A 24,093-nucleotide genomic window follows, 5' to 3' on the forward strand; every position below is an offset into this window, starting at 1 on the left:
TAAATCAGGAGAAATCATGCAACAAAAAATCATCGCCCTGGCCATCGCCGGTCTTGCCGGTACTTCATTCGCCCAATCCAATGTGACCATCTACGGCGTCGCCGATGCGACGTTCGATGTCATCAACGTAAGCGGTGGCGGCACCCCCGCCCTCTCTGCCAATACCCCCGGTTTCACCCGCGTATCGACCAACGGCTCACGCATCGGCTTCAAGGGCACGGAAAGCTTGGGCAATAGCCTGACCGTCCTGTTCCAGTTCGAATCCAACGCCAACTTTGACACAGGCGGCGCGCTCGGCACCAGCCGCGACAGCTTTGTCGGCCTGTCCGGCGAGTTCGGCAAGGTGATTCTCGGCAACCTGACCGGCCCGACCCGCGCGCTGGCTGCTACGCTGGACGTCAATGCCGGCAACGATGGCACCGGCACCAACAATGCCATCGTCGGCAAGCTGGGCGGTGCACTCTCTAGCGGTGGCACGCCAGCCTTTGCCACCCGATCAGCGACGACCTCCTCGCTGTTCGATACCCGTTTCACCAATTCCATCGCTTATATTTCACCTCCGTTCTCTGGCCTGCAGGCGACCGCCCTGTATGTGGCCAATGAAAACAAAGTGGACACACTCCCACCCGCCGCCAAGGTCAACACCTCGGCCTATGACCTGGGCCTGAACTACAACAACGGCCCCGTCCTGGTCGGTTTGACCTACGCCACTGTGTCGGAAAAGAACGATGTGGCAGCCTCCGCCCCTTTTGGTTCTGGCGGCTTTAAAGCCCTCCTCGGCTCTGACCAGAAACTCAAGGAGATCCGTCTGGGCGGCATCTACGACTTCGGCAACGTCACTTTGCGCGCACTGTATGCCCGCACCAAGGCTGATGGCAGCCTTGCTGAACTCAAGCAGAATGTTTGGGGTTTAGGTGGCACCTACAACGTGACAGCCAATGGCAAGCTCACGGCGCAGTACTACCGCGCCAATGACCTGGATGGTAACGGTACCGGCGTCGGCAGCCTCGACAACACCGGTGCCAAGTTCTACTCGCTGGGTTATGAACACAGCCTGTCCAAGCGCACCCTGCTGAAGGCCAACTACGCCTACCTTAAGAACGACGACAAGACCTCCACCAATGGCGGTGGCGGTTACGACTTCGGCAAGAACTCCTCGGGGTTTGCCGGCGATGACATCAAGGTGTCCGGCCTGCAAGTCGGGCTGCGGCATTCGTTCTGAGACCCATGCAAATCTGCCACTAGCAAGATTTAGCGTCTACTCAAAGTCGCCGTATCACCAGCGCCGACTTTTTCTACTTTGCATATAAGCAAAGCAGAAATATGTATTTCCGCTTTGCAGCGCAAATTCCTAGACTACGCACCATTGTCATCGCAGGAATTTCGCAATGCCCACTTTGTCTCATCTCATCACCCGTCGACATCAGGTGTTACCGGGCTTTGGCCTCACGCTCGGCTTCACGCTGGTTTATCTATCGCTGATCGTCCTGTTGCCGCTATCAGCCGTGGTGTTCAAAACGCTATCGCTGACATTTGCGCAGTTCTGGGAGATTGTCACCGCGCCGCGCGTGCTGGCGTCCTATAAGCTTTCATTCGGCGCATCGCTACTCGCTGCGGGGATCAATACCGTCTTCGGCCTGCTACTCGCTTGGTCGCTGGTGCGCTATCGTTTTCCGGGCAGGAAGCTGGTGGATGCGCTGATTGATCTGCCTTTCACCCTGCCCACCGCCGTTGCCGGCATTGCCCTGACAGCCCTGTATGCCGGTAATGGCTGGCTCGGCAAACTGCTGGAACCCTACGGCATCAAGGTGGCCTTCACGCCGCTGGGCGTGCTGGTGGCACTGGTCTTCATCGGTCTGCCCTTCGTTGTGCGCACTGTGCAACCGATTCTGGAAGACCTCGAACTGGAACTCGAAGAAGCGGCCACTTGCCTCGGCGCCCATCGCTGGCAGATTATCCGCCTGGTCATCCTGCCCGCGCTGACACCCGCGCTGTTGACCGGTTTCGCGCTGGCTTTCGCACGTGCGGTCGGCGAATATGGTTCTGTCATTTTCATTGCCGGCAACATTCCCATGGTTTCCGAAATCACACCGCTGATGATCATCACCAAGCTCGAACAATATGATTACACCGGCGCCACCGCCATCGCGCTGGTGATGCTGGGAGCGTCTTTCTCCCTGCTGCTGGTGATCAACAGCCTGCAAAGCTGGAGTGCTGCGAGCAGTTCATCCACTGACGGGAGGAAAACCTGATGGCAGAGTTTGCAAACAGTGTTGCAAGCGGTGTTGCCCCTGCCGTGCACGCCGCCTCCGGCGCTAGCCGTGATTACCAGGCCGGCCCTGCCACGCGTGAAGCGCCGTGGGTACGCTACACCCTGCTGACACTGGCACTGGGGTTCTTCGCCCTGTTTTTACTGATGCCGCTGTTTGCCGTATTTACCGAAGCGCTGCGCAAGGGCTGGAGCGTGTATTTCGCCGCGCTGGTAGAACCGGATGCGCTCTCGGCCATGCGCCTGACCTTGCTGGCGGCGGCTATTTCTGTGCCGTTGAATCTGGTATTCGGCATCTCTGCGGCTTGGGCTATCGCCAAGTTCGAATTCCGGGGCAAACAGTTTCTGATTACCCTGATCGATCTGCCATTTTCTGTTTCACCCGTCGTTGCCGGTTTGATCTATGTCCTGATCTTCGGTGCCCAGGGCTGGTTCGGCTCATGGTTCGGGGATCACGACATTCGCATTATTTTTGCCGTGCCCGGCATCGTGCTGGCAACCCTCTTTGTCACTTTTCCGTTTGTCGCGCGCGAACTGATCCCGCTGATGGATGCCCAGGGGCGCGACGAGGAAGAAGCGGCAACGGTGCTGGGCGCTTCCGGCTGGCAGACCTTCTGGCACGTGACGCTGCCCAATGTGAAATGGGGCCTGCTGTATGGCGTGATTCTCTGCAACGCGCGCGCGATGGGAGAGTTCGGCGCAGTATCCGTAGTTTCCGGCCATATCCGTGGTCAAACCAATACGCTGCCCTTGCAAGTTGAGATTCTTTACAACGAATACAACTTTGCAGCGGCGTTTGCCGTGGCTTCGCTGCTGGCATTGCTGGCACTGGTCACACTGGCGCTGAAAACCACTATCGAATGGCATCAGACTGCTGCATAGTCAACGGAGCAAACGACATGAGTATTGAAGTACGCAATATCCGCAAAGCCTTCGGCACCTTCGAGGCGCTGGATGATGTCTCACTGGAATTTCCCAGTGGCGAACTGGTGGCTTTGCTGGGTCCTTCCGGTTGCGGCAAAACCACGCTGCTGCGCATCATCGCCGGGTTGGAATCTGCCGATTCAGGCACAGTGTTTCTCGAAGGCGAAGACGCTTCAGCCACGCATGTGCGCGAACGCCAGGTCGGCTTTGTTTTTCAGCATTACGCGTTGTTCCGCCACATGACTGTGTTTGAGAACATTGCCTTTGGTCTGCGCGTAAAGCCGCGCCGCCAGCGTCCGGCCGAAGCCGAGATTCATCGCAAAGTGCATAGCCTGCTGAATCTGGTGCAACTCGACTGGCTGGCCGACCGCTACCCGGCGCAACTCTCCGGCGGCCAGCGCCAGCGCATCGCCCTGGCGCGCGCACTCGCCGTCGAACCGCGCGTGCTGCTGCTCGATGAACCCTTCGGCGCGCTGGACGCCAAAGTACGCAAGGAATTGCGCCAGTGGCTGCGCCGCCTGCATGACGAGCTGCACATCACCAGCATTTTTGTCACGCATGATCAGGAAGAAGCGCTGGAGGTGGCAGACCGCGTGGTCGTGATGAATCATGGCCGCGTTGAACAGATAGGCATACCGCAAACCGTCGTCGAGCAACCCGCCACGCCGTTTGTCGCCGACTTCATCAACCTGGACGACCACGGCCCCGACTGGCTGGTGGCCGCGCGCTTGAAGCATCGAGGCTACGCACTCCAGGCAATTAATGACAAACTGCGCGCGTGACAGTCACGCGCTAGAGAGTAGGGATATCATGAACTTCCAGCAATTGCGCATCATCCGTGAAGCGGTACGCCGCGACTTCAACCTGACCGAAGTCGCGAACACCTTGTTTACGTCGCAGTCCGGTGTCTCCAAGCACATCAAGGATCTTGAGGATGAACTGGGTGTCGAGATATTTGTACGCCGTGGCAAACGCCTGACCGGACTTACCGATCCGGGCAAAGAGCTGGTCAGCATCGTTGAACGCATGTTGCTTGACGCGCGCAACATCAAGCGGCTGGCTGAGCAGTTCGCCCATCGCGATCAAGGACAGCTTACGCTCGTCACCACGCATACGCAGGCGCGCTATGCCCTGCCTGCGGTCGTGGCCAAGTTCAAAGCAGCCTTCCCCAAAGTACATCTCGCCCTGCATCAGGCCGGGCCGCAAGAGATTGTCACCTTGCTGCATGCAGGAGACGCGGACATCGGCATCGCTACCGAAGCGCTGGAGGGCGAACCCGATCTGGTGACTTTTCCGTGGTACGAGTGGCATCACTCGGTGATTGTGCCTGACAGACATCCTTTGGCCAGCGAGCCTGTACTCACACTGGCCAAACTGGCCGAGCATCCGCTGATTACCTACCATGAGGGCTTTACCGGTCGTGGCACGATTGATCGTACTTTTGCCGATGCCGGGTTGGTACCAGACATCATTTTGTCGGCGCTCGATGCCGATGTAATAAAAACCTATGTCGAACTGGAGCTGGGTGCCGGCATCATCGCCTCGATGGCCTTTGACCCGCGCAAAGACACCGGGCTGACCCTGCTGGATGGCGTGCAACTCTTCCCGGCCAATACCACCCGAATTGGCGTGCGACGCGGGCACTACTTGCGCAGCTATGCCTATCGCTTTATCGAACTGTGCTCAGAGCAACTCACCGAAACCACCGTGCGCGCCGCTGCATCACCACCACGCGACGATATTGATTCGGAATAATTAGCTAACCGCCGATTAGATGAACGACGTCAGTGCAACCTGCGCCAGCCGCACCCAGTAGCGAATACCGGTGGCGATAATTTCATCGTTAAAGTCGTAGTGCGGGCTGTGCAGCATGCAGCCGCCTGCCGTAGGACCATTGCCCAACCACACATAACAGGCAGGCACCGCAAGGGCGATATAAGCAAAGTCTTCCGCGCCCATGCTGGGCCGCAATTGCGTCTGCACGGCCTGCGTACCCACCACCTGCTGTGCCGCTTCGCGCGCTATCGCCGTAGCATCCGTTGCATTGATCGTCGGCGGATAGCCGCGCTCGTAGTGCATATCGATACTCACGCGATAGGTTGCTGCGATGCCCTCGCACACACGGCGCATGGCGGCTTCCAACGCATCTTGTACGACCGGGTTGAGCGTGCGCACCGTGCCACCAAGCTGGGCGGTTTCGGGCAATACATTGTCGGCGTGTCCCGCGTGAAACCGCGTGACGCTCACCACGGCCGCATCGAGCGGATCAGTCTCGCGCGACACCAAGGATTGCAGCGCCTGCACCAAGGCGCTACCGGCCACCACCACATCGACGGTCTGATGCGGCATGGCGGCATGCCCACCGTGGCCGGTGAGCGTGATATCAAAATGGTCTGTGCCCGCCATCACCGGCCCTTCGGTGACGCCAAAACTGCCCGCAGGCAACCCCGGCCAATTATGCAAACCGAATACGCGCTCCATCGGGAAGCGCTCAAACAAGCCTTCCTCAACCATCACCCGACCACCCCCTTCGTGTTCTTCCGCCGGTTGAAAAATGAAGTACACCGTGCCGTCAAAATTGCGCAGAGTCGATAGCGCTGCGGCCGCACCGAGCAACATCGCCGTGTGACCGTCGTGACCGCAGGCATGCATCTTGCCGTCGAACTGCGAGTGATGCGGGAAGGTATTCATCTCGCGCAAGGGCAAGGCATCCATGTCTGCACGCAGCCCAATGGCACGGTGGCTGGTGCCCAGCGACAGCTTGGCCACCACACCGGTACGCGCCAGCCCGCGATGCACTTCCAGACCCAGGCTTGCCAGATAATCCGCGACTTTTTCAGCCGTGCGATGTTCATCGAACGCAAGCTCAGGATGCGCATGAATGTCGCGGCGAAAAGCCGTAATCTTTGGCACCAGGGTGGGTAATAAGGTGGAAAATACGTCGTCTTGCAGCATAGTGACCATGGTTGTTTCCTGCGCTCAATCATCATCGTCATCCTAGCCCAAATACGTGGGCTTCGCCATGCCGAATCCACGCCGAAATCCGGCACCGCTCATTGGCGTTTATGCACCGAAGGTCTAAACTTTACATTCACGCATCCCGACAACCCTGCGCCGTAGTTGCTATGACGTTGTTACGACGTTGCTACGCCGCATTAAAACATCCGGAGGTTTTATGTCTATCTTTAACGACAATGCACAATCCATCGGCAATACGCCACTGATCCGGCTCAATCGCATTACCAATGGCGCACGAGCCACAGTACTGGCCAAGATCGAAGGGCGCAATCCGGCTTACTCGGTGAAATGCCGTATCGGCGCCGCCATGGTGGCTGATGCGGCGCAACGTGGTCTGCTGGGGCCAGGCAAGGAAATCATCGAGCCGACCAGCGGCAACACCGGTATCGCACTCGCTTTTGTTGCTGCCGCCAAAGGGATTCCGCTGACCCTGACCATGCCCGATACGATGAGTGTGGAACGGCGCAAACTGCTCATCGCCTACGGCGCCAAACTGATCCTGACCGAAGGTGCCAAGGGCATGAATGGTGCTATCGCCAAGGCTGAGGAGATTGCGGCTTCGAACCCTGACCGCTATGTGCTGTTACAGCAATTCAAGAACCCGGCCAACCCGGCGATTCATGAACAGACCACCGGTCCGGAAATCTGGAATGACACCGATGGCAAGGTCGATATCTTCGTTGCCGGCGTCGGTACCGGCGGGACGATCACCGGTGTTGCGCGCTATCTCAAAAAGACGTGTGGCAAGGCGGTCACGATCGTTGCCGTGGAGCCGGAAGCCAGCCCGGTGCTCACCCAGCACCGCGCAGGTGAGTCGCTCAAGCCCGGACCGCACAAAATTCAGGGCATTGGGGCTGGCTTCGTGCCGGATGTCCTTGATCTTTCGCTCATTGATGCTGTCGAACAGGTGAGCAATGACGAGGCGGTGCTTTACGCCCGCCGCCTGGCGAGGGAAGAAGGCATTCTTTCGGGCATTTCGTGTGGCGCAGCGACGGCAGTGGCAGTACGCCTGGCCAACCGCCCGGAACATGCGGGCAAGACCATTGTCGTCATCCTGCCGGATTCCGGTGAACGCTATTTAAGCTCGGTGCTGTTCGACGGGATGTTTGATGCGGCAGGCTTGGCGGTATGATCGCCATAGCGTGAACTGCCAGTAAGCCTGATAGAGAATTAACGCGCAGGAAGAATTTTCTGCGGGTCGACCGGCTTGCCTTGTTGTCTGATCTCAAAATGCAGGCGTGGGCTTTCGGCATCACTTGAACCGATCTCGGCAATTTTTTGTCCGCGCTTAACGGTCTGTTTTTCTTTCACCAGAATTTTGCTATTGTGGGCATAGACCGATAGCCAAGTGGCATTGTGGCGTAACACCACCAGATTGCCGTAACCTCGCAAACCGGCGCCCGCATAAGAGACCACGCCATCCGCAGCGGCGAGCACTGGATCGCCAAGTTTGCCCGCGATATCCAGTCCCTTGCTACTTCCGTCAGCAAATGGTTCCAGGATTTTTCCGTTGGTCGGCCATATCCATCCTGGCGCCGTGGCTACAGCAGGTTGTTCAACCGCCACAGGTGCCTCGGCCACCTTCGGCTCGACTGTTGTATTTGTCGCAGGTTTACCTGCATTGACAGCGGATTGGGCATGCGCTAACGCATCGGCGGAGAAGGCTACCTTACCCCCTTTGGGCTCACGCTTGAATGGGTCTGCTGCGGTATTTTCAGCTTTGATTTCGATTGGGCCGGATGTAGTCACTGGCTTGACTACTGCCACTTGTACATCACTCTCTGGCGGGGCAACGCGTAACAGTTGATCTACTTTGATAAGATTCGCGTTATCGAGTTGATTCCATGCAGCGACATCCTTGTAATCCTGACCATGCTCCAAAGCAATACTGTAAAGCGTGTCACCTTTTTTGACGAGATACATCCCTGGAGTTACTGTTCTGGATGAGGTGCTGCTTCCTGCATTGTTTGCCGTCGGCTTGCCGTGACGGTCGACCACAGGCACCGGGGCATAATTGGCGCAACCACTCAAGAGTGCACACAGCAGAATAAATAAACAACGCGCTGTATTCAGCGATGTGTTCATTCCACCCCCGCCAACAAGGGCACAAACCGCACCGCATCAAATCGCGTTTCAATCCATCCGGATTCCGTGCGTTCAATCAAACAAATCACTTGCTCCGCACCGCCTAACGGCATCACAAGGCGTCCGCCGGGCGAGAGCTGCGCAAGCAAGGTTTGCGGAACCGTCTTTGAGGCTGCGGCCAAGATGATCGTATCAAACGGCGCCGCCTCAGATAGCCCCAGGTTGCCATCTGCATGTTTGAGGCGAATACGCGTGAGCTTGAGTTGGCGCAGGTTGTCCCGCGCACGCGCCAACAACGGCGCGATGCGTTCAATGGCAAAAACCTGTTTGGTCAAAATGCTCAGCACAGCGGCTTGATAACCGCAACCGGCACCGACTTCCAGTGTTTTGCCTAATTCACGGCCCTGAATCAAAATTTCGATCATGCGCGCCACGACATAGGGTTGCGAGATGGTCTGTGCGAACCCTAACGGCAGGGCAGTATCCTCATACGCGCGATTGGCTAGCGCAGGTTCAACAAACACATGGCGGGGAATCACCCCCATGGCATGCAGCACGCGGGGGTCTCTCACGCCTTGCTCACGCAAGCGCTCGACCATGCGCGTGCGCGTGCGCTGTGACGTCATGCCAATGCCGGCTTGCGCTGACGAATTAAAGGCTGCGGTGTCCATTGAGTGGCTTGATCCATTGATGCACATCGGCCATCTGGCCGGCATGGGTTAAATCGATTTGCAGCGGGGTCACCGATACCCAACCTTGCTCTACGGCATAAAAATCAGTGCCTTCACCCGCATCCGCCGCAGGGCCAGCGGCACCGATCCAATACACGGTTTCACCGCGCGGGGTGACGGACTTCACCGCAGGTTCCGCTTTGTGACGGCGTCCGAGACGCGTCACCTGAATGCCACGTAACGCATCATAAGGGCAATCAGGCACGTTCACATTCAGCAACACCGGAAAATTAAAAGCTTGCACAGTAAAACGCTGCACCAACTCACTCGCCACGCGGCCAGCAGTAGCGAAATGCTTACCCGCAAAGCTGGCAAGCGAAATGGCAATGGCAGGCACGCCCAGCAAATGTCCTTCCATCGCGGCAGCGACGGTGCCTGAATAGATCGTATCGTCGCCCATGTTAGCGCCCAGGTTTATGCCCGACACCACCATGTCCGGCTGCTCTGGAAGCACCCCGGTGACGGCCAGATGCACGCAGTCGGAAGGCGTGCCGGTGACATACTGAAACCCATTCTCTGCGCGGCGCAAGTGCAGCGGACGATCCAGCGTGAGCGAATTGCTCGCCCCACTGCGGTTACGCTCTGGCGCCACCACAGTGATCTCACCCAAGCCCGCCAGGCTAGCCGCCAGTTGGACAAGCCCCGGGGCGAGATAGCCATCGTCGTTGCTGAGCAGAATGCGCATGAAATAAAAGCCGGGCAGTAAAGTAATACGGTGTAAGACGGTATAAAACGAAAACAGGAAATCATTTTAGCCCATCCCCTGCCACCGCCAATGCGTGGAATAAGGATAGGATGCGCCACCATGAAAATAATTCTTCACCCTTCGGCGAGCGATCTGAGTGATGCAGATTGGGCTGGTCTTGATCACCACAATGATCCATTCGCCAGCGGTGCCTTTTTGCGCACGGCTGAAAAAGTCGGCGCTGCGGATACGGCATTAGGCTGGCAGGCGCAGCATCTGGCGCTGTATGACGAGGCCTCACCCGATAACGAAAAACTCCTGGGCCTGTTACCGCTCTATCTGCGCACCCATTCCTTTGGCGATTTTTCACATGACTGGCATTGGGCTGCTGCCTGGGAAAAAGCAGGCCTTGCCTACTACCCCAAACTGGTGAGCGGCGTACCCTTCACCCCATCTCCCGGGCCCCGCCTGCTGGTGCGGCAAGGTGTCAATCGGCCACCTGTGGTGCAGGCGCTGATCGAAGCCGCCGTTGATATCGCCCGCACGCAACAGGTCTCTTCCTGGCAATGCTTATTCGTTGAAGAAGCCGACCATGACGCGTTAGCCGCCGCCGGCCTGTTGATACGGCGTGGCGTGCAATTTCACTGGATCAATCGGGACTACGCTGATTTTGATGACTTCCTTGCCAGCTTCACCGCTGACAAACGCAAAAAACTCAAACGTGAACGTCGTGCGGTGCGTGAATCCGGCCTGCGGCTGGAAGTGCGCCATGGTGATGAAATTGATGCGGCGCTATGGCGCGTGATTCATCGTCAATACCGCGACACATTTGTCCGCTATGGTAACCATCCCGCTTTTCCGCTGGAATTTTTTATCCAGGCCAGCGCTGCACTCGGCCGCCAGCTGCTGGTATTTATCGCCTATCAGGATGAACAGCCGGCCGCTTCCGCCATTTGCTATCGCGATGCCACCACGCTTTACGGGCGGCATTGGGGAACGGAAGTCGATGTGCCTGGCCTGCATTTCGAGCTGTGTTATTACCAAGGCATAGCCTACTGCATTCAGCATGGCCTGCAACGATTTGAGCCCGGTGCGCAAGGTGAACACAAGCTCGCGCGCGGCTTTGAACCTGTACCGACGTGGTCAGGCTATTGGATTGCCGACCCCGGCATGCGACGCGCAGTCGCCGATTTCATCGCCCGCGAAACACACGCCATGGCAGATTACGCCGCGGAAACGGCGAGCCATTTGCCATTCAAACATATGGCTGCGCCCTGAAAAAATGGGTATCCGGATTCCGTAATTGATTACTGCTTGGTATGTTGCGAAGCACAGTGCCAGCAGCGACGATATGTTCCCAACCTGGGCCAAGCGGATGTCTCCAATCGACCCTAAGTAGCCATTCCCTAACCGCCCGTTGCCGCTGAAACTACTCATTACATTACTTTTAACTAAATCTGGAATGCAACGACTGGGTGATTGGGTGTTCAATCCAGTAATAGCAAACCCAACCAACCGCAGCGCACACCACCAACGACGTAAGCATATACCCCCATCCGCCTACGACATTAAGCGGCCCAGGGAATACCTTAATCCAGAGAAGTCGGACTACACCAAGAGTAAATACATGGATTAAGTAGATGCTATATGAAGCGTCTCCAAGCGCATGAGCTACGGAAATGCGGAATTCCCATAGATTCAGAACGCCTGCAACCATTAGCACTGCCCCAAACACGCGCCCTAATCCATCAAGCGGAGCAGCCACCAGCAGGACGGCTCCAAATAGAAAAAAACAAAACGATGAGATTGCAGATAGCTTCAAATGCCCAGATAACCAGAATTTCGCGATCAAGGCACCAAAAACAAACTCCAATAAAATTGGATTCGTGTAGGTTTGAACAAGAGGATTCTCAGTCGGGTTGAGAAAAAGCCCCCCTCCAACTAGTGCAGCGAATGCTGATGCAAGTGCGAAGACCCGAATTGATTGTTTGATTAGTAGTGATCCGGCGAAGACTGCATAAAAGAACATCTCATAGTTCAGTGTCCAACCCGGCACAAGTATGGGCCAAATGTGTTCAGGCCAACTTTTTGAATAGTGAGGGATGAAAAACAAACTCTTGACGGCAGTATCGAGGTGCACCTGAGTTGAGCCAAACAAGCCAAGAGGACTAATCGCCCCGAAAATCATCACCAAAGTTAGAAGCCAGTACAATGGCACAACTCGGATCATTCTTCTTCCTATAAATTGTAGAGGTGCGACGTTCTTGTGTTCTGTTGTTAGAACCATGATGAAGCCGCTTATCACAAAAAAAACATCGACTCCAGATGCCCCAAAATCGGAAGTGAAAATAAATTTCAATTCTGGGAGCATGTTGCGCGCATGATGCCAAACAACCATCAAGGCAGCCACTGCCCGCAGATACTGAATCGTATGCACCATTATTGTTATTCCTTTTCATGTATTACACCGATTGATTGGCCTTAGCATCGAGTCGGCTGTCAAGCCCCCACTCAGTGTTACTTTCACGGAGGTTGTGGATAAATTGTGTAGGAGCGAATAATACAGTCCCTCCTACTTGGATCAATGCCAAAGACATGGAGTTTGCATCTAAGATGAACTCATGTAGAGCGAACGGGCGGTTTACCCAAGTTGGTGAATTCGTAAAGGCTGTAGTGTGGACAATTCCGAATACTCAGTTGGCGAGATTTTGCATTGCATGAATCGCAGGAACTGACTGGCACTTGCCTGACGAATATTCTGGCCGAACGGCAGCAAACGCTGCTTTGCTGCCGGTGGAGCCGTGATAAGAAAGTTGGCGCTGGCTGGACGGCGGCTTCAGACTGATTACCGACACTCAGCTTTTGCCTGTCACTGACAGCCACCGACCTAAAGCAGGCTTCCATGATCGTTAGTAGTACGATTCTTGACAGAATACAAAATAGGGCTTAATGTCCGTAAAAATTCCCAGATAAGGTATTCCAATGGCAACCGTTTTATTCACGGGTTCTGATAACGAAACGGCATGGGATTACCTCGCTCAGGCGCGCAAACATCACACCCAAGCCCATCTTGCCCAGGAGCTGGGTGTCGATATACGCACTGTGCGCCGTTGGGAGGCTCGGCAAACACCCATCAAAGCCTACCTTGTTCCCGCCCTGCAACGCCTGTTGCCATTCGATACCCTTGTGCAAAACGGGGACGGCTTCCGCTTTATTGATCTGTTTGCGGGTATTGGCGGCATTCGTGCCGCATTCGAGCGGATTGGCGGTCATTGTGTGTTCACCAGCGAATGGGATAGCTACGCACAAAAAACCTACGTGCAGAACTACCCCGACGGTCATCCCATTGCGGGCGACATCACGCAGATTGACGCGCAAGACATCCCTGATCACGATGTATTACTGGCAGGTTTTCCTTGCCAACCGTTTTCAATTGCCGGCGTCAGCAAGAAAAATGCACTGGGCAAGGCCCATGGCTTCGCCTGCGAGACGCAAGGAACGCTGTTTTTTGACGTGGCGCGAATCATCGAGGCAAAACAACCACGCGCTTTTCTGCTGGAAAATGTGAAGAACCTCATTTCACATGACAAAGGCCGTACTTTCGCCGTCATTCGCCGCACGCTGACCGAAGATCTTGGCTACCACATCCACTGCCGCGTCATCGACGGCGCGCACTTTACCCCGCAGCACCGCGAGCGCATCCTGATCGTCGGCTTCCGCGAGCCGGTCGCTTTTGACTTCGATGCCCTGCCACTACCACCCAAAAATGCACGCAAGCTGGCAGAAATCCTGCACCGGCTTGACGGTAGCGAACCCGAATTGTTGTGGGATGAAGGGCGTTTTTTCGACCATGCTGCAAAGCAGGTCAACCCCAAATACACCCTGACCGACAATCTCTGGCGCTATCTGCAAAACTACGCCGAAAAACATCGCGCAAAAGGTAATGGTTTTGGTTTCGGGCTGGTCGGCCCCGGTGATGTATCACGCACGCTGTCCGCACGCTATTACAAGGATGGCTCGGAGATATTGATTTATCAAGGCGACGGCATAAATCCACGCCGACTGACACCGCGCGAATGTGCACGGCTGATAGGCTTTCCGGATACGTTCAGGATTCCAGTGTCGGATACACGGGCTTATAAACAGTTTTCGGAAGCCGCCGTTGTTCCAATGATTGAAGCAACAGCTAAACTCATGTCTCCTTTCACCACCCCAGAGGAGGCGGACACCATGGCTAGTGTCGTGGCTGTGCCGAATGACATCGTGACTTCAGGACGCTGGACAAAAGAACAACTCAAGCTTGCATTTCATCTGTACTGCCAACTCCCCTTTGGCAGGCTTCATAGCCGAAATTCAGAAATCATAAAGCTTGCAACACTAATTGGCAGGACGCCTTCTGCAGTGGCAATGAAACTGGTGAATTTTGCGAGCCTTGACCCCACCATCGTCAACAGTGGTCGCAGTGGTTTGGGTAATGCATCCGCCCTCGACAAAGAGGTTTGGGAGGAATTTCATGCTGATTGGGAAAAGCTTGCCATTGAATGCGAGCAACTGCGTCATAGTTTGGAACGTGGTTACGAACAGGAAACAATCGCTGCTGATGCGGTTGACGATGGCCTCGTTCTTGAAGATTTTACCGGAGAAACCAAACAAGTCTTAACGGCACAACGAGTCAAACAACAGTTCTTCCGCCGCGCCGTTCTCAGCAGCTATCGCGGGCGTTGTTGCATGTCTGGCCTGTCGGAGCCGCGCCTATTGATTGCCAGCCACATTGTTCCGTGGAGAAAAGACAAAGCAAACCGTCTAAACCCAAGCAATGGATTGTGCCTTTCCGCCATTCATGACAAGGCCTTTGATAAAGGGCTTATCACCCTGACCGATGACTTCAGGATTGTGATTGCAGAAGAGCTAAAACGACGCGACGAGGCATTCGTAAATGATGTGCTGCTACCACTAAGTGGAAAACAGATTGAATTGCCAGAGCGGTTTATGCCCAGCGTTGAATTTCTTTCGCGCCATAGAACAGATTTATTTGTGGATAATCAGAGAGCATAAATGTCCGGGGAGCCACCATCTGAACCACTCTTACTTCACGAGGATGCTTTTTATGAATTCTTCGTTCCTTATCGCCATCCCAAGTCACAATCTGATATTTGGGGTGGGATGGGGCTAAAGACTTTTGGGGAGGACTTTCAGCTTGTCCGCAGCCTTGATGATAACTATTTATGGACGGTTGTCGATAGCGGCTGTAATGCGGATCAATGGATCACGTCCGGGATTCATCATGTCAATCGGGTCTGCTATTTAGTGACAGAAAAACCGCACAACGGGTTGATGATCGATTTTCTAGCGCCTCATAACCTCAGATCACTTACCCCACTCGGGCTAAAGAGGCAGTTGCGAAAGCTCGAAAAAACAATGGCACACCTAGGTGGGTAACTAACCGGAATGCAAAAACAGACCTCACCCCCGTAGTACATATCTTTAACCCGGCGCGAAAAGTCATTGAGAACGTGGGTGGAGCGGTGGAGCTTCTCACGGATACGGGGCATTGTGCCGCAGCTTGGTCATTTAGCGATTTGATGATCGGATGGAACAAGAAGCACACGCAAGCGGCTTATGTTCTCTATGAGAGCGAGAAGGAAAAAGCGCCCGCCTACCGGTATTTCAGCCCGGCGTTAATGGGTGAAGGTACTGACCTTAACCACTCTATCTGGCAGAGCTTTGCGCCGGGCGGGTGATCTTTGATCCGGGTTCCAAGATCATGAATGCCAGCATTACCAAACCATCGGTGAAGGCACGTAGCCAGTTCCGCATGTCCGTAAAGCATTTGACCGGGCTTTATCAGAAGTTCGGGCCGGTGGGGTATTAGTACCGGTCATTGTTTAGTGGTTGAAAGTCGGATTCTGGCCGATAGCCGAGAACCAGAACCTTCACTGCAAGATAATTTCTCCGCTTGCTGCGTCGCATAACGATAAATCAATCACGGAATCCGGATACCCAAAAAGTCTTGCAATAAAAATCGCCCAACTCTGCGTGCGGCGCGTGCGGTTTTGTCCTCATCGCCGTCTCACCAGCGCGCCCCGAAGGAAGTACCCTTGGGGTGCCGATTTTTTTAACCTCTACCGCGAACCCGAGGCAAAGTTTTCAAAGCGGGTGTATTCACCGATGAATGTCATGCGTGCTGTACCCACGGGGCCGTTACGGTGTTTGCCGATGATGACTTCTGCGGTTCCTTTATCTTGCGTGTCCGGTTTGTAATATTCTTCCCGGTACATCATCATGATGATGTCGGCGTCCTGTTCAATGGCGCCGGATTCACGCAAATCGCTCATCAAGGGCCGCTTATCGGTGCGTTCTTCCACTTTGCGTGACAACTGCGATAGCGCGATGATAGGTACTTGCAGCTCTTTTGCCAGCGCCTTGATGGAGCGCGAAATTTCTGAAATCTCCGTTGCCCGATTTTCGCCGTAACCGTTCGAGCTCATGAGTTGCAGGTAGTCGATCACGATCAAGCCGAGCTTGCCGAATTGACGGTGCAAGCGCCGCGCGCGGGCACGCAGGTCAGTGGAATTAATGGCGCCGGTTTCGTCGATGTGAATCGGCGCTTCATGCAGCTTGCCTAATGCTACTGTCATGCGATCCCATTCGTCATCGGTCAGGCGGCCTGTGCGCAACTTGCTTTGATCAATGCGGCCCACTGACGAAAGAAACCGCGTCGCCAACTGCGGACCGGACATTTCCAGACTGAAAATCGCAACCGGCTGGCGCAATTCAACGCCCACGTGTTCGGCAATATTCAGCGCAAAGGCGGTTTTTCCCATGGAGGGACGGCCTGCCACGACAATCATATCGCCTGGCTGCAAGCCGGATGTCATGCGATCAATATCGACAAACCCTGTCGGCACACCGGTGATGTCAGACTGGCTATCGCGCGCAAGCAGGGCTTCCATACGCTCAACCACTTCGCCCAGCAACGGTTGAATCTGCACAAACCCGCCGCTGTCGCGATTGCCTGTCTCGGCAATTTCCAGAATGCGTCGCTCCGCCTCATCCAGTAACTGTTTGACATCACGACCGGCTGGGTTTAATGCATGGCCGGCAATTTCATCGCCGACAGTGACGAGTTGCCGCAAAATCGCGCGCTCGCGCACGATTTCAGCATAGCGGCGCACATTCGCGGCGGAAGGCGTGGCATTCGCGATTTCAGCAAGGTAGGCCAAGCCCCCGGTCTGATCAATCTCATTCGATTGTTCGATCGACTCATACACCGTGACCACATCCGCCGGGCGGCCACGCTGTATGAGTTTGCCAATATGCCGAAAAATCCGTCGGTGATCGTCGCGGTAAAAATCGGTTTCACGCACCACATCGGCAATACGATCCCACGCCGGATTATCAATCAGTAGCCCCCCTATCAAGGATTGCTCCGCTTCAATAGAGTGCGGTGGCAATTTGAGCGCAGCAACCTGCGCATCGAGTACGGGCGAAGGATTAAAAGAACGAATATTGGCCATGGCTATCTCCGCAATGAAGCAGCGAGTCTACTCCGCGCAACGCTGCCTGATAAGTGTATAAGTTGTGGAAATCGTGGGGATAGACTGTGGAAATTAAGTGCATAAGCCGCACGCACTGCAATAAAAAACGAGCCGCCTCAAAAGTTGAGGACAGCTCGTTTTTAAGTGGTGTCAATCTACGCCAAATGGCGTAAATAAAGCGCTACAGTTTGGCCGATAATTCTGCCTAACTGCTGGTTAGTGTTCGCCCAGCACAGACACCGTAATGGTTGCAACCACATCGGTATGCAACGAGATTTCAATGGGTGAATCGCCGATCGCCTTGAGCGGGCCATCTGGCAGGCGAATCGCTGAACGCTGGACCGTCACGCCTTGTGCCAGCAGCGCATCGGCGATATCGATATTGGTGACCGAACCAAATAAACGGCCATCCATCCCGGTCTTGCGCGTAATTTGCAGCATCAAGCCATCCAGCTTGACGGCTTGCGCTTGCGCTGAGGCCAAGCGGTCTTGTTGCGCAGCTTCAAGCTCTGCACGCCTGGCTTCGAACACTTTACGATTGGCTTCCGTAGCGCGTTTAGCTTTGCCTTGTGGAATTAAATAGTTACGAGCATAACCGTCTTTGACCTTGACTTCATCACCCAGGTTGCCGAGGTTTACCACTTTTTCCATCAAAATAATTTGCATGGTTTTCTCCTCGCTTACTGGTGCAGATCAGTGAAAGGCATCAAGGCTAAAAAGCGGGCACGCTTGATAGCGGTTGACAATTGACGCTGATAACCCGTTTTAGTACCGGTAATACGGGCCGGCATAATGCGTGCGTTTTCAGCAATAAAGTCTTTGAGGATTTCGACATCTTTGTAGTCAACTTCCTCAATTTTTTCTACCGTGAAACGGCAGAATTTGCGTCGTTTAAACAGGCTGCGGCCTTTTTCGCCCTTGCCCCCTTTAACACCTGGCTTACTTTTCGGTTTAAATGCCATTTTTAAGTTCCTTCCACGAATTCAATTGTATTGACATGCAGAATCGGCATACGCCGCTTGAGACTGCGTGCCGCTAAAAAACCACTCAACTTCAGTTCATCGCCCGGCTTGACAGTTGCCAGCACTTGCGCCTGGGTCCCTACTGCCACACAGGTCATCTCGCATTGCACTTTACGCTCAACTTCCGATTCCATTTGAATCGATTCGTGGGTAAGGCTAAATTCAAGTATCGGGATACCTGCAGGGGTGCGACGCAAAGCGCCACGCTCCTGCAGACGACCCGACAACTGCGTTAGATTGATGGACAATGCAAGGATCTAGTCACCGTCAAGCGTACGATCAAGCGGCTGCAGCAGCCTCGGTTGCCTCGGTTGCCTCGGCTTCTGGGGCAGGAGCAGAGGGGGCAGCAGCATCACCTTGGCTAAATGAACGGGATTTCTCTTCTTTCATCATCGGCGAAGGTGTCGTGACGGCTTTGCGCATTTTTATTGTCAGGTGCCGCAGCACGGCATCATTAAACTTGAATGAGTTTTCAAGTTCTGCCAAGGCTTCACCATCACATTCAATATTCATCAACACATAATGCGCTTTATGAACCTTCTGGATTGGGTAGGCCATTTGACGACGCCCCCAGTCTTCCAGACGGTGGATGATGCCAGCGCGTGTGGTCACAAGCGCTTTATAGCGCTCAACCATTGCCGGCACTTGCTCGGACTGGTCTGGATGAACAATAAAAACAATTTCGTAATGTCGCATGCAATCTCCTTTTGGTTAAGTGATAGCCCCCCCGCATGCGTAACGGGTAGAGCAAGGTCAGCCCTACACTATAGCAAGCAAAGCGCTTGGAGGCAAGAATAGAAAGAGTGCACCTCTTTTAAATATTGACTAGAATCATCGGCATGCTTGATAGACGCTCCCAATCACTGCTCAAGACCTTGATCGAAAACTATATTGCCGATGGCCAGCCAGTCGGCTCACGCACTTTGGCGAAACGCTCCAATCTGGAGTTATCACCTGCAACTATCCGCAATGTCATGTCCGATTTGGAGGAAATGGGCTATATCACCAGCCCCCACACCTCGGCTGGCCGTATTCCTACGCCCTTGGGTTATCGACTGTTTATCGACTCTCTCTTGACAGTGCGACCACTCACTAACACCGATCTATCGGAGATTCAGGGCGCCATGCAGCCAGACCAGCCGCAGCGGGTTATCAGTCAGGCGTCACAGCTGCTCTCGCAATTAACGTCTTTCGCCGGAGTAGTCGTTGCGCCACGCCGTCAGCAACCCCGCATTCGTCAAATCGAATTTCTCAGTCTTTCAGAAAAACGGATATTACTCATCATCGTGACCGAGAATGGTGACGTACAGAACCGCATCCTGTTTACCCAACGCAACCACACGCCTTCTGAACTTGTGTTTGCTGCCAACTACCTTAACCAGAATTGCGTTGGCCTGGAATTTAATCAAATCCGCTCGCGCGTCGTCGAAGAACTACGTCAGCTACGTGTTGATATGTCCGATCTCATGGCTGCAGCCCTGGATGCGGGCAACCAAGTGATGGCCGATACCGCAGATCAATATGTCATCAGTGGCGAAAGAAATCTACTCGGTGTCGAAGATCTGGCTTCCAATATGACCCGGATACGCCGCCTGTTTGACTTGTTCGAACAAAAAACACACCTGGCGCAACTGTTGGCGCTATCTGACGATGCCGAAGGCGTGCAAGTTTTCATCGGTGATGAATCGGGCATTGCTCCACTTGATGAGTGCAGCGTGGTTGCCGCACCCTATGAGGTGGACGGCCACGTCGTGGGCTCTATCGGGGTCATCGGCCCCACGCGCATGGCTTACGAACGGGTGATTCCTATTGTGGACATCACGGCCAAACTGCTTTCCTCTGCGCTTTCTGCATACTGACCCCTCTATATGTCCCACTACGCCGATGAACCCGCGCACCGCCATGGTGACACTCGCCGCACAGCCATTGTCCTGGTTAATCTGGGCACGCCAGATGCGCCTACCGCGTCGGCTTTGCGTCGTTATCTCAAACAATTCTTGTGGGATCCACGCGTCGTCGAAATTCCACGAGCACTCTGGTGGCTGATTCTCCATGGCATCATCCTTAACTTGCGTCCGGCAAAATCGGCAGCGAAATACGCCAAAATATGGCTTAAAGAAGGCTCACCGCTGCGCGTACACACCGAGCGACAAGCCAAGCTACTCAAGGGGCTTCTTGGCCAGTGGGGGTATCCGGCTATCGAAGTCACCTGGGCGATGCGCTATGGTGAACCCTCAATTGGCCACACACTCGATCAACTCAAGCGCCAGGGAGTTGAGCGCGTGCTCATTTTTCCGCTTTACCCGCAATATGCAGCCAGCACCACCGCCAGTGTGATGGACGACGTGGCGGACTGGGTAAAACATATTCGTAATCCACCGGAGCTGCGCTTCATTAAACAGTACCCGGATCACCCGGGTTACATTGCTGCGCTCGCAGCAAGCGTTCGCGAGCACTGGACCATGCATGGGCGGGGAGAACGCCTGGTCATCAGCTTTCACGGCCTGCCCCGGCGCTCACTTTTGCTGGGGGATCCGTATTTTTGCCTGTGCCAAAAAACCGGACGTCTTCTGGCAGAAGCACTTCAGCTCTCTACTGACGACTATCTCATCACCTTTCAGTCACGCTTTGGCAAAGCCAAGTGGCTTGAGCCCTACACCCAGCCAACGCTAGAAAAGCTCGCACGAGATAACGTGGCTCGTGTCGATGTCATCTGCCCCGGCTTTGTTGCCGATTGCCTGGAAACGCTGGAAGAAATTGCATTGGAATGTAAAACGGCCTATTTGTCCTCTGGGGGCAAGATATTTTCTTACATCCCCTGCATGAACGAGCGCGCGGACTGGATTGCGGCGCTGGGTGATATCGCCACAACCCATCTGGCAGGCTGGCCCTTATCTGCGGAAACAGAGGCAGCTTCTTCTGCCCGTGCCAAACAACTCGGTGCGACAAACTGAAGTACCCAACCAAGGTACCCAACAAAAAACAACCCGCCCTCGGCGAGAAAATCATTTTCGCCCGGGTGTTCGGCCTAGGTCCTAGGTATTTGGCCTAGTTGTTCGTCCCAATCACCAGCGTCACCAGCGCTGGCCGGAAAATCCTTTCCCTGATAAGGCACAAGGGGCTGGGTATAATTCTCCTCTTCGCCCTTCATCAACAAAAATCACCCGGCCATGCAGGAAAAATATCAACCGACTGAAATTGAGCGGGCTACACAGGCCTTCTGGAATACAGCACAAAGCTTTCACGCGACAGAAGATGCCGACAAGCCAAAATATTATTGTCTGTCGATGTTTCCTTACCCGTCGGGCAAATTGCACATGGGCCACGTGCGCAACTACACCCTGGGCGACGTGCTCTCGCGACACTACCGCATGCGTGGCTATAACGTGCTGCAGCCGATGGGTTGGGATGCTTTCGGGCTACCGGCCGAGAACGCGGCCATGCAAAATAAGATGCCCCCGGCCCGATGGACGAATGACAATATTGCCTACATGAAAAAGCAATTGCAATCCTTAGGCTTCGCAATCGATTGGCAACGTGAGCTGGCCACCTGCCAGCCTGAATACTACAAATGGAACCAATGGCTATTTTTGCGCATGCTGGAAAAAGGCATTGCCTATAAAAAAACGCAGGTAGTGAATTGGGATCCCGTCGATCAAACGGTGCTGGCCAATGAACAGGTGATCGACGGACGCGGCTGGCGCACAGGCGCAGTCGTTGAAAAACGGGAAATCCCCGGTTACTACTTTGCCATTACCCGCTATGCGGATGAACTCTTGTCCTCGCTGGAGTCGCTGCCCGGCTGGCCAGAGCGCGTTAAAACCATGCAGGCCAACTGGATAGGCAAGAGCACCGGTGTGCGGTTTGCTTTTCCCTATACGCTGGAAGGCAAACAGGAAAATCTGTGGGTATACACCACCCGTGCTGACACCATTATGGGCGTGACATTTTGCACCGTGGCAGCAGAGCACCCGTTAGCCACCCATGCCGCCAAAAACAATCCTGTATTGGCCGCCTTTATCGATGAGTGCAAACATGGCTCGGTGATGGAAGCCGATATGGCCACCATGGAAAAAAAGGGCATGCCCACCGGGCTGTTTGTAACTCACCCGCTGACCGGCGAGCAACTTGCAGTCTGGGTTGGCAATTACGTCCTGATGAATTACGGCGATGGCGCGGTGATGGCTGTCCCTGCGCATGACGAGCGCGACTTTGCGTTTGCCAAAAAATACAACCTGCCGATCAAGCCCGTGGTTGCTGTGGAAGGCGAAACCTTCTCGCTGGATGCATGGCAAGACTGGTATGCCGATAAACAACGCGGACGCTGCATCAATTCAGGCAAATACGATGGCCTGCCGTTTGCAGAAGCGGTCACCGCCATTGCCGCGGACCTCAAAGCAAAAAACCTGGGCGACATCCAGGTGCACTATCGCTTGCGCGATTGGGGCGTCTCACGTCAGCGTTATTGGGGTTGCCCCATTCCACTGATTCATTGCAATGCCTGTGGCACCGTACCCGTGCCTGACGATCAGTTACCGGTCAAGTTGCCCACTGATTGCGTGCCGGATGGTTCTGGCAATCCGCTGGCCAAACGAGCTGATTTCGTTAACTGCGCTTGCCCAAAATGCGGCCAGCCCGCGCGGCGTGAGACAGACACGATGGATACCTTTGTGGATTCCTCCTGGTATTACGCACGTTACTGCGCGCCGGATAATGCCACAGCGATGGTGGATAGCCGCACCAGTTACTGGATGTCGGTAGACCAATACATCGGCGGTATTGAACACGCCATTCTGCATTTGCTGTACTCGCGGTTCTGGACCAAAGTCATGCGCGATCTTGGCCTGGTTAGCTACGACGAACCCTTCGCCAACTTGCTCACGCAAGGCATGGTGCTCAACCATATTTTTTCGCGGCGCACAGCGCAAGGCAGCATCACCTACTTTGCGCCCGAAGAGCTGGATGTGGTGAAAGACGACGCGGGCCGCATCACCGGTGCCACAGCCAAAGCCGATGGTCAGGCGGTCGATTATCAAGGCATCGGCACGATGTCCAAATCCAAACGCAATGGGGTTGACCCGCAATCGCTGATTGAAACTTACGGTGCGGATACCGCGCGATTTTTCATGATGTTTGCAGCGCCACCCGAGCAAACGCTGGAATGGGCAGATTCGGGCGTTGAAGGGGCGTTTCGCTTTTTGCGCCGCTTGTGGGCGCTGGGACATGGCATTAAAAGCAGCATCCGCCATGATGCGGCTATCCCTAAAACCCTGCCCGAGCCCGTCGCGGCCTTACGGCGCGAAGTGCACTTGCTGTTGCGTCAGGCCAACTACGACTTTACCAAGCATCAATTCAATACCGTCGCATCCAGCGCCATGAAGATGTTGAACAGCCTGGAAAAAGGGGTGCAAGAGTTTGCCAACGAATCTGCCAACAACACAAATGGCATGGCCGTCATCACTGAATGCGTGAGTATTCTGTTGCGCCTGCTCTCGCCTTTGACGCCACACATCTGCCATACGCTCTGGCGCGAACTCGGCTATGGTGAGGACATTCTCACCGCCTCGTGGCCTGAGCCGCTGGAGGCTGCGTTAGCGCAAGATGAAATCGAGCTGGTACTGCAAATCAATGGCAAGCATCGCGGCAGCCTGCGTATAAAAGTCGGCGCTGGCAAGACGGCGAGTCGTGAGGTCATTGAAGCTGCTGCATTGGCTTCAGAAGCCGCGCAAAAGCACATGGCAGGCAACCCGGCGAAAAAAGTCATTGTGGTTCCCGGCCGTCTGGTCAATATTGTTGTCTAAATTGTCTTAAGAGGAGTCAC

22 protein-coding genes and 1 pseudogene are annotated in these 24,093 nt (G+C 54.7%); 12 read left to right on the plus strand and 11 right to left on the minus strand.

The window, feature by feature from the left end:
- Positions 1–16: 16 nt before the first annotated feature.
- From PG1C_RS11850 to PG1C_RS11870, 5 genes and pseudogenes are all read left to right on the plus strand, one after another.
- On the plus strand, positions 17–1,222 hold the full coding sequence (locus PG1C_RS11850; protein ID WP_202634962.1) for a porin: 1,206 nt from the start codon (positions 17–19) through the stop codon (positions 1,220–1,222).
- Positions 1,223–1,388: 166 nt separating this feature from the next.
- Positions 1,389–2,252, plus strand: a complete 864-nt coding sequence (cysT, locus tag PG1C_RS11855; RefSeq protein WP_202634963.1) for a sulfate ABC transporter permease subunit CysT — start codon at positions 1,389–1,391, stop codon at positions 2,250–2,252.
- Positions 2,252–3,151, plus strand: a complete 900-nt coding sequence (gene cysW, locus PG1C_RS11860; RefSeq protein WP_202634964.1) for a sulfate ABC transporter permease subunit CysW — start codon at positions 2,252–2,254, stop codon at positions 3,149–3,151. The genes cysT and cysW overlap by 1 nt, the downstream gene beginning before the upstream one ends.
- A gap of 17 nt (positions 3,152–3,168) precedes the next feature.
- Positions 3,169–3,879, plus strand: a pseudogene (locus tag PG1C_RS11865) (sulfate/molybdate ABC transporter ATP-binding protein); the annotation flags it as partial.
- A gap of 124 nt (positions 3,880–4,003) precedes the next feature.
- Positions 4,004–4,948, plus strand: coding sequence for a CysB family HTH-type transcriptional regulator (locus PG1C_RS11870; RefSeq protein WP_202634965.1), 945 nt, complete (start codon positions 4,004–4,006; stop codon positions 4,946–4,948).
- Positions 4,949–4,963: 15 nt separating this feature from the next.
- On the opposite strand, the gene PG1C_RS11875 is transcribed toward PG1C_RS11870, so the two are convergent.
- On the minus strand, positions 4,964–6,157 hold the full coding sequence (locus PG1C_RS11875) for a M20 aminoacylase family protein (RefSeq protein WP_237218178.1): 1,194 nt from the start codon (positions 6,155–6,157) through the stop codon (positions 4,964–4,966).
- A 211-nt stretch (positions 6,158–6,368) separates the two neighbouring features.
- Between PG1C_RS11875 and cysK the strand changes: the two genes are divergently transcribed.
- The gene (cysK, locus tag PG1C_RS11880) at positions 6,369–7,343 is read left to right on the plus strand and encodes a cysteine synthase A (RefSeq protein WP_202634966.1); all 975 of its coding nucleotides are present in this window, start codon (positions 6,369–6,371) and stop codon (positions 7,341–7,343) included.
- A 38-nt stretch (positions 7,344–7,381) separates the two neighbouring features.
- Here cysK and PG1C_RS11885 read toward each other — a convergent pair whose 3' ends face one another.
- Genes PG1C_RS11885 through surE form a run of 3 tightly spaced genes read right to left on the minus strand, consistent with a single transcriptional unit; the run spans position 7,382 to position 9,712 of the window.
- The gene (locus tag PG1C_RS11885; protein ID WP_202634967.1) at positions 7,382–8,296 is read right to left on the minus strand and encodes a peptidoglycan DD-metalloendopeptidase family protein; all 915 of its coding nucleotides are present in this window, start codon (positions 8,294–8,296) and stop codon (positions 7,382–7,384) included.
- Positions 8,293–8,967, minus strand: a complete 675-nt coding sequence (locus tag PG1C_RS11890) for a protein-L-isoaspartate(D-aspartate) O-methyltransferase (RefSeq protein WP_202634968.1) — start codon at positions 8,965–8,967, stop codon at positions 8,293–8,295. The genes PG1C_RS11885 and PG1C_RS11890 overlap by 4 nt, the downstream gene beginning before the upstream one ends.
- A complete protein-coding gene (surE, locus tag PG1C_RS11895) occupies positions 8,948–9,712 on the minus strand; it encodes a 5'/3'-nucleotidase SurE (protein WP_202634969.1) in 765 nt (254 codons plus the stop codon). The genes PG1C_RS11890 and surE overlap by 20 nt, the downstream gene beginning before the upstream one ends.
- A 120-nt stretch (positions 9,713–9,832) precedes the next feature.
- Here surE and PG1C_RS11900 point away from each other — a divergent pair, with 120 nt between their 5' ends.
- Complete coding sequence (locus PG1C_RS11900) at positions 9,833–10,990, plus strand: GNAT family N-acetyltransferase (RefSeq protein WP_202634970.1); 1,158 nt, start codon at positions 9,833–9,835, stop codon at positions 10,988–10,990.
- 169 nt (positions 10,991–11,159) lie between these two features.
- Here the strand turns inward: PG1C_RS11900 and PG1C_RS11905 are convergent, their stop codons facing one another.
- Positions 11,160–12,152 carry an acyltransferase family protein gene (locus PG1C_RS11905; protein WP_202634971.1) on the minus strand — a complete coding sequence of 331 codons (993 nt, stop codon included), beginning with the start codon at positions 12,150–12,152 and terminating at the stop codon, positions 11,160–11,162.
- 554 nt (positions 12,153–12,706) lie between these two features.
- Positions 12,707–12,985: a hypothetical protein gene (locus PG1C_RS14670; protein ID WP_237218361.1), complete on the minus strand. Its 279-nt coding sequence runs from the start codon at positions 12,983–12,985 to the stop codon at positions 12,707–12,709.
- Between PG1C_RS14670 and dcm the strand changes: the two genes are divergently transcribed.
- Positions 12,899–14,767, plus strand: a complete 1,869-nt coding sequence (gene dcm, locus PG1C_RS14810) for a DNA (cytosine-5-)-methyltransferase (protein WP_269464916.1) — start codon at positions 12,899–12,901, stop codon at positions 14,765–14,767. The two genes, PG1C_RS14670 and dcm, sit on opposite strands and share 87 nt — an antisense overlap.
- Positions 14,768–15,078: 311 nt before the next feature.
- Positions 15,079–15,453 carry an MvaI/BcnI family restriction endonuclease gene (locus PG1C_RS15130; protein ID WP_479687753.1) on the plus strand — a complete coding sequence of 125 codons (375 nt, stop codon included), beginning with the start codon at positions 15,079–15,081 and terminating at the stop codon, positions 15,451–15,453.
- A 381-nt stretch (positions 15,454–15,834) separates the two neighbouring features.
- On the opposite strand, the gene dnaB is transcribed toward PG1C_RS15130, so the two are convergent.
- From dnaB to rpsF, 5 genes are all read right to left on the minus strand, one after another.
- Positions 15,835–17,229, minus strand: a complete 1,395-nt coding sequence (gene dnaB, locus PG1C_RS11920; protein ID WP_202634974.1) for a replicative DNA helicase — start codon at positions 17,227–17,229, stop codon at positions 15,835–15,837.
- Between the two features lie 237 nt (positions 17,230–17,466).
- Entirely contained in the window at positions 17,467–17,916 is a 450-nt protein-coding gene (rplI, locus tag PG1C_RS11925) for a 50S ribosomal protein L9 (protein ID WP_202634975.1), read from the minus strand.
- A 14-nt stretch (positions 17,917–17,930) separates the two neighbouring features.
- Entirely contained in the window at positions 17,931–18,212 is a 282-nt protein-coding gene (gene rpsR / locus PG1C_RS11930) for a 30S ribosomal protein S18 (protein ID WP_202634976.1), read from the minus strand.
- A gap of 2 nt (positions 18,213–18,214) precedes the next feature.
- On the minus strand, positions 18,215–18,520 hold the full coding sequence (priB, locus tag PG1C_RS11935) for a primosomal replication protein N (RefSeq protein ID WP_237218180.1): 306 nt from the start codon (positions 18,518–18,520) through the stop codon (positions 18,215–18,217).
- 31 nt (positions 18,521–18,551) lie between these two features.
- On the minus strand, positions 18,552–18,968 hold the full coding sequence (gene rpsF, locus PG1C_RS11940; protein ID WP_202634977.1) for a 30S ribosomal protein S6: 417 nt from the start codon (positions 18,966–18,968) through the stop codon (positions 18,552–18,554).
- A 143-nt stretch (positions 18,969–19,111) separates the two neighbouring features.
- Here rpsF and hrcA point away from each other — a divergent pair, with 143 nt between their 5' ends.
- From hrcA to leuS, 3 genes are all read left to right on the plus strand, one after another.
- Entirely contained in the window at positions 19,112–20,131 is a 1,020-nt protein-coding gene (gene hrcA, locus PG1C_RS11945) for a heat-inducible transcriptional repressor HrcA (protein ID WP_284431764.1), read from the plus strand.
- A 9-nt stretch (positions 20,132–20,140) separates the two neighbouring features.
- Positions 20,141–21,226 (plus strand): ferrochelatase, encoded by a 1,086-nt coding sequence (hemH, locus tag PG1C_RS11950; RefSeq protein WP_202634978.1) that lies wholly within the window; start codon positions 20,141–20,143, stop codon positions 21,224–21,226.
- 216 nt (positions 21,227–21,442) lie between these two features.
- Complete coding sequence (leuS, locus tag PG1C_RS11955) at positions 21,443–24,073, plus strand: leucine--tRNA ligase (RefSeq protein WP_202634979.1); 2,631 nt, start codon at positions 21,443–21,445, stop codon at positions 24,071–24,073.
- Positions 24,074–24,093: the final 20 nt, after the last annotated feature.

The organism is Rugosibacter aromaticivorans (genome assembly GCF_000934545.1).
Taxonomy (GTDB): domain Bacteria; phylum Pseudomonadota; class Gammaproteobacteria; order Burkholderiales; family Rhodocyclaceae; genus Rugosibacter; species Rugosibacter aromaticivorans.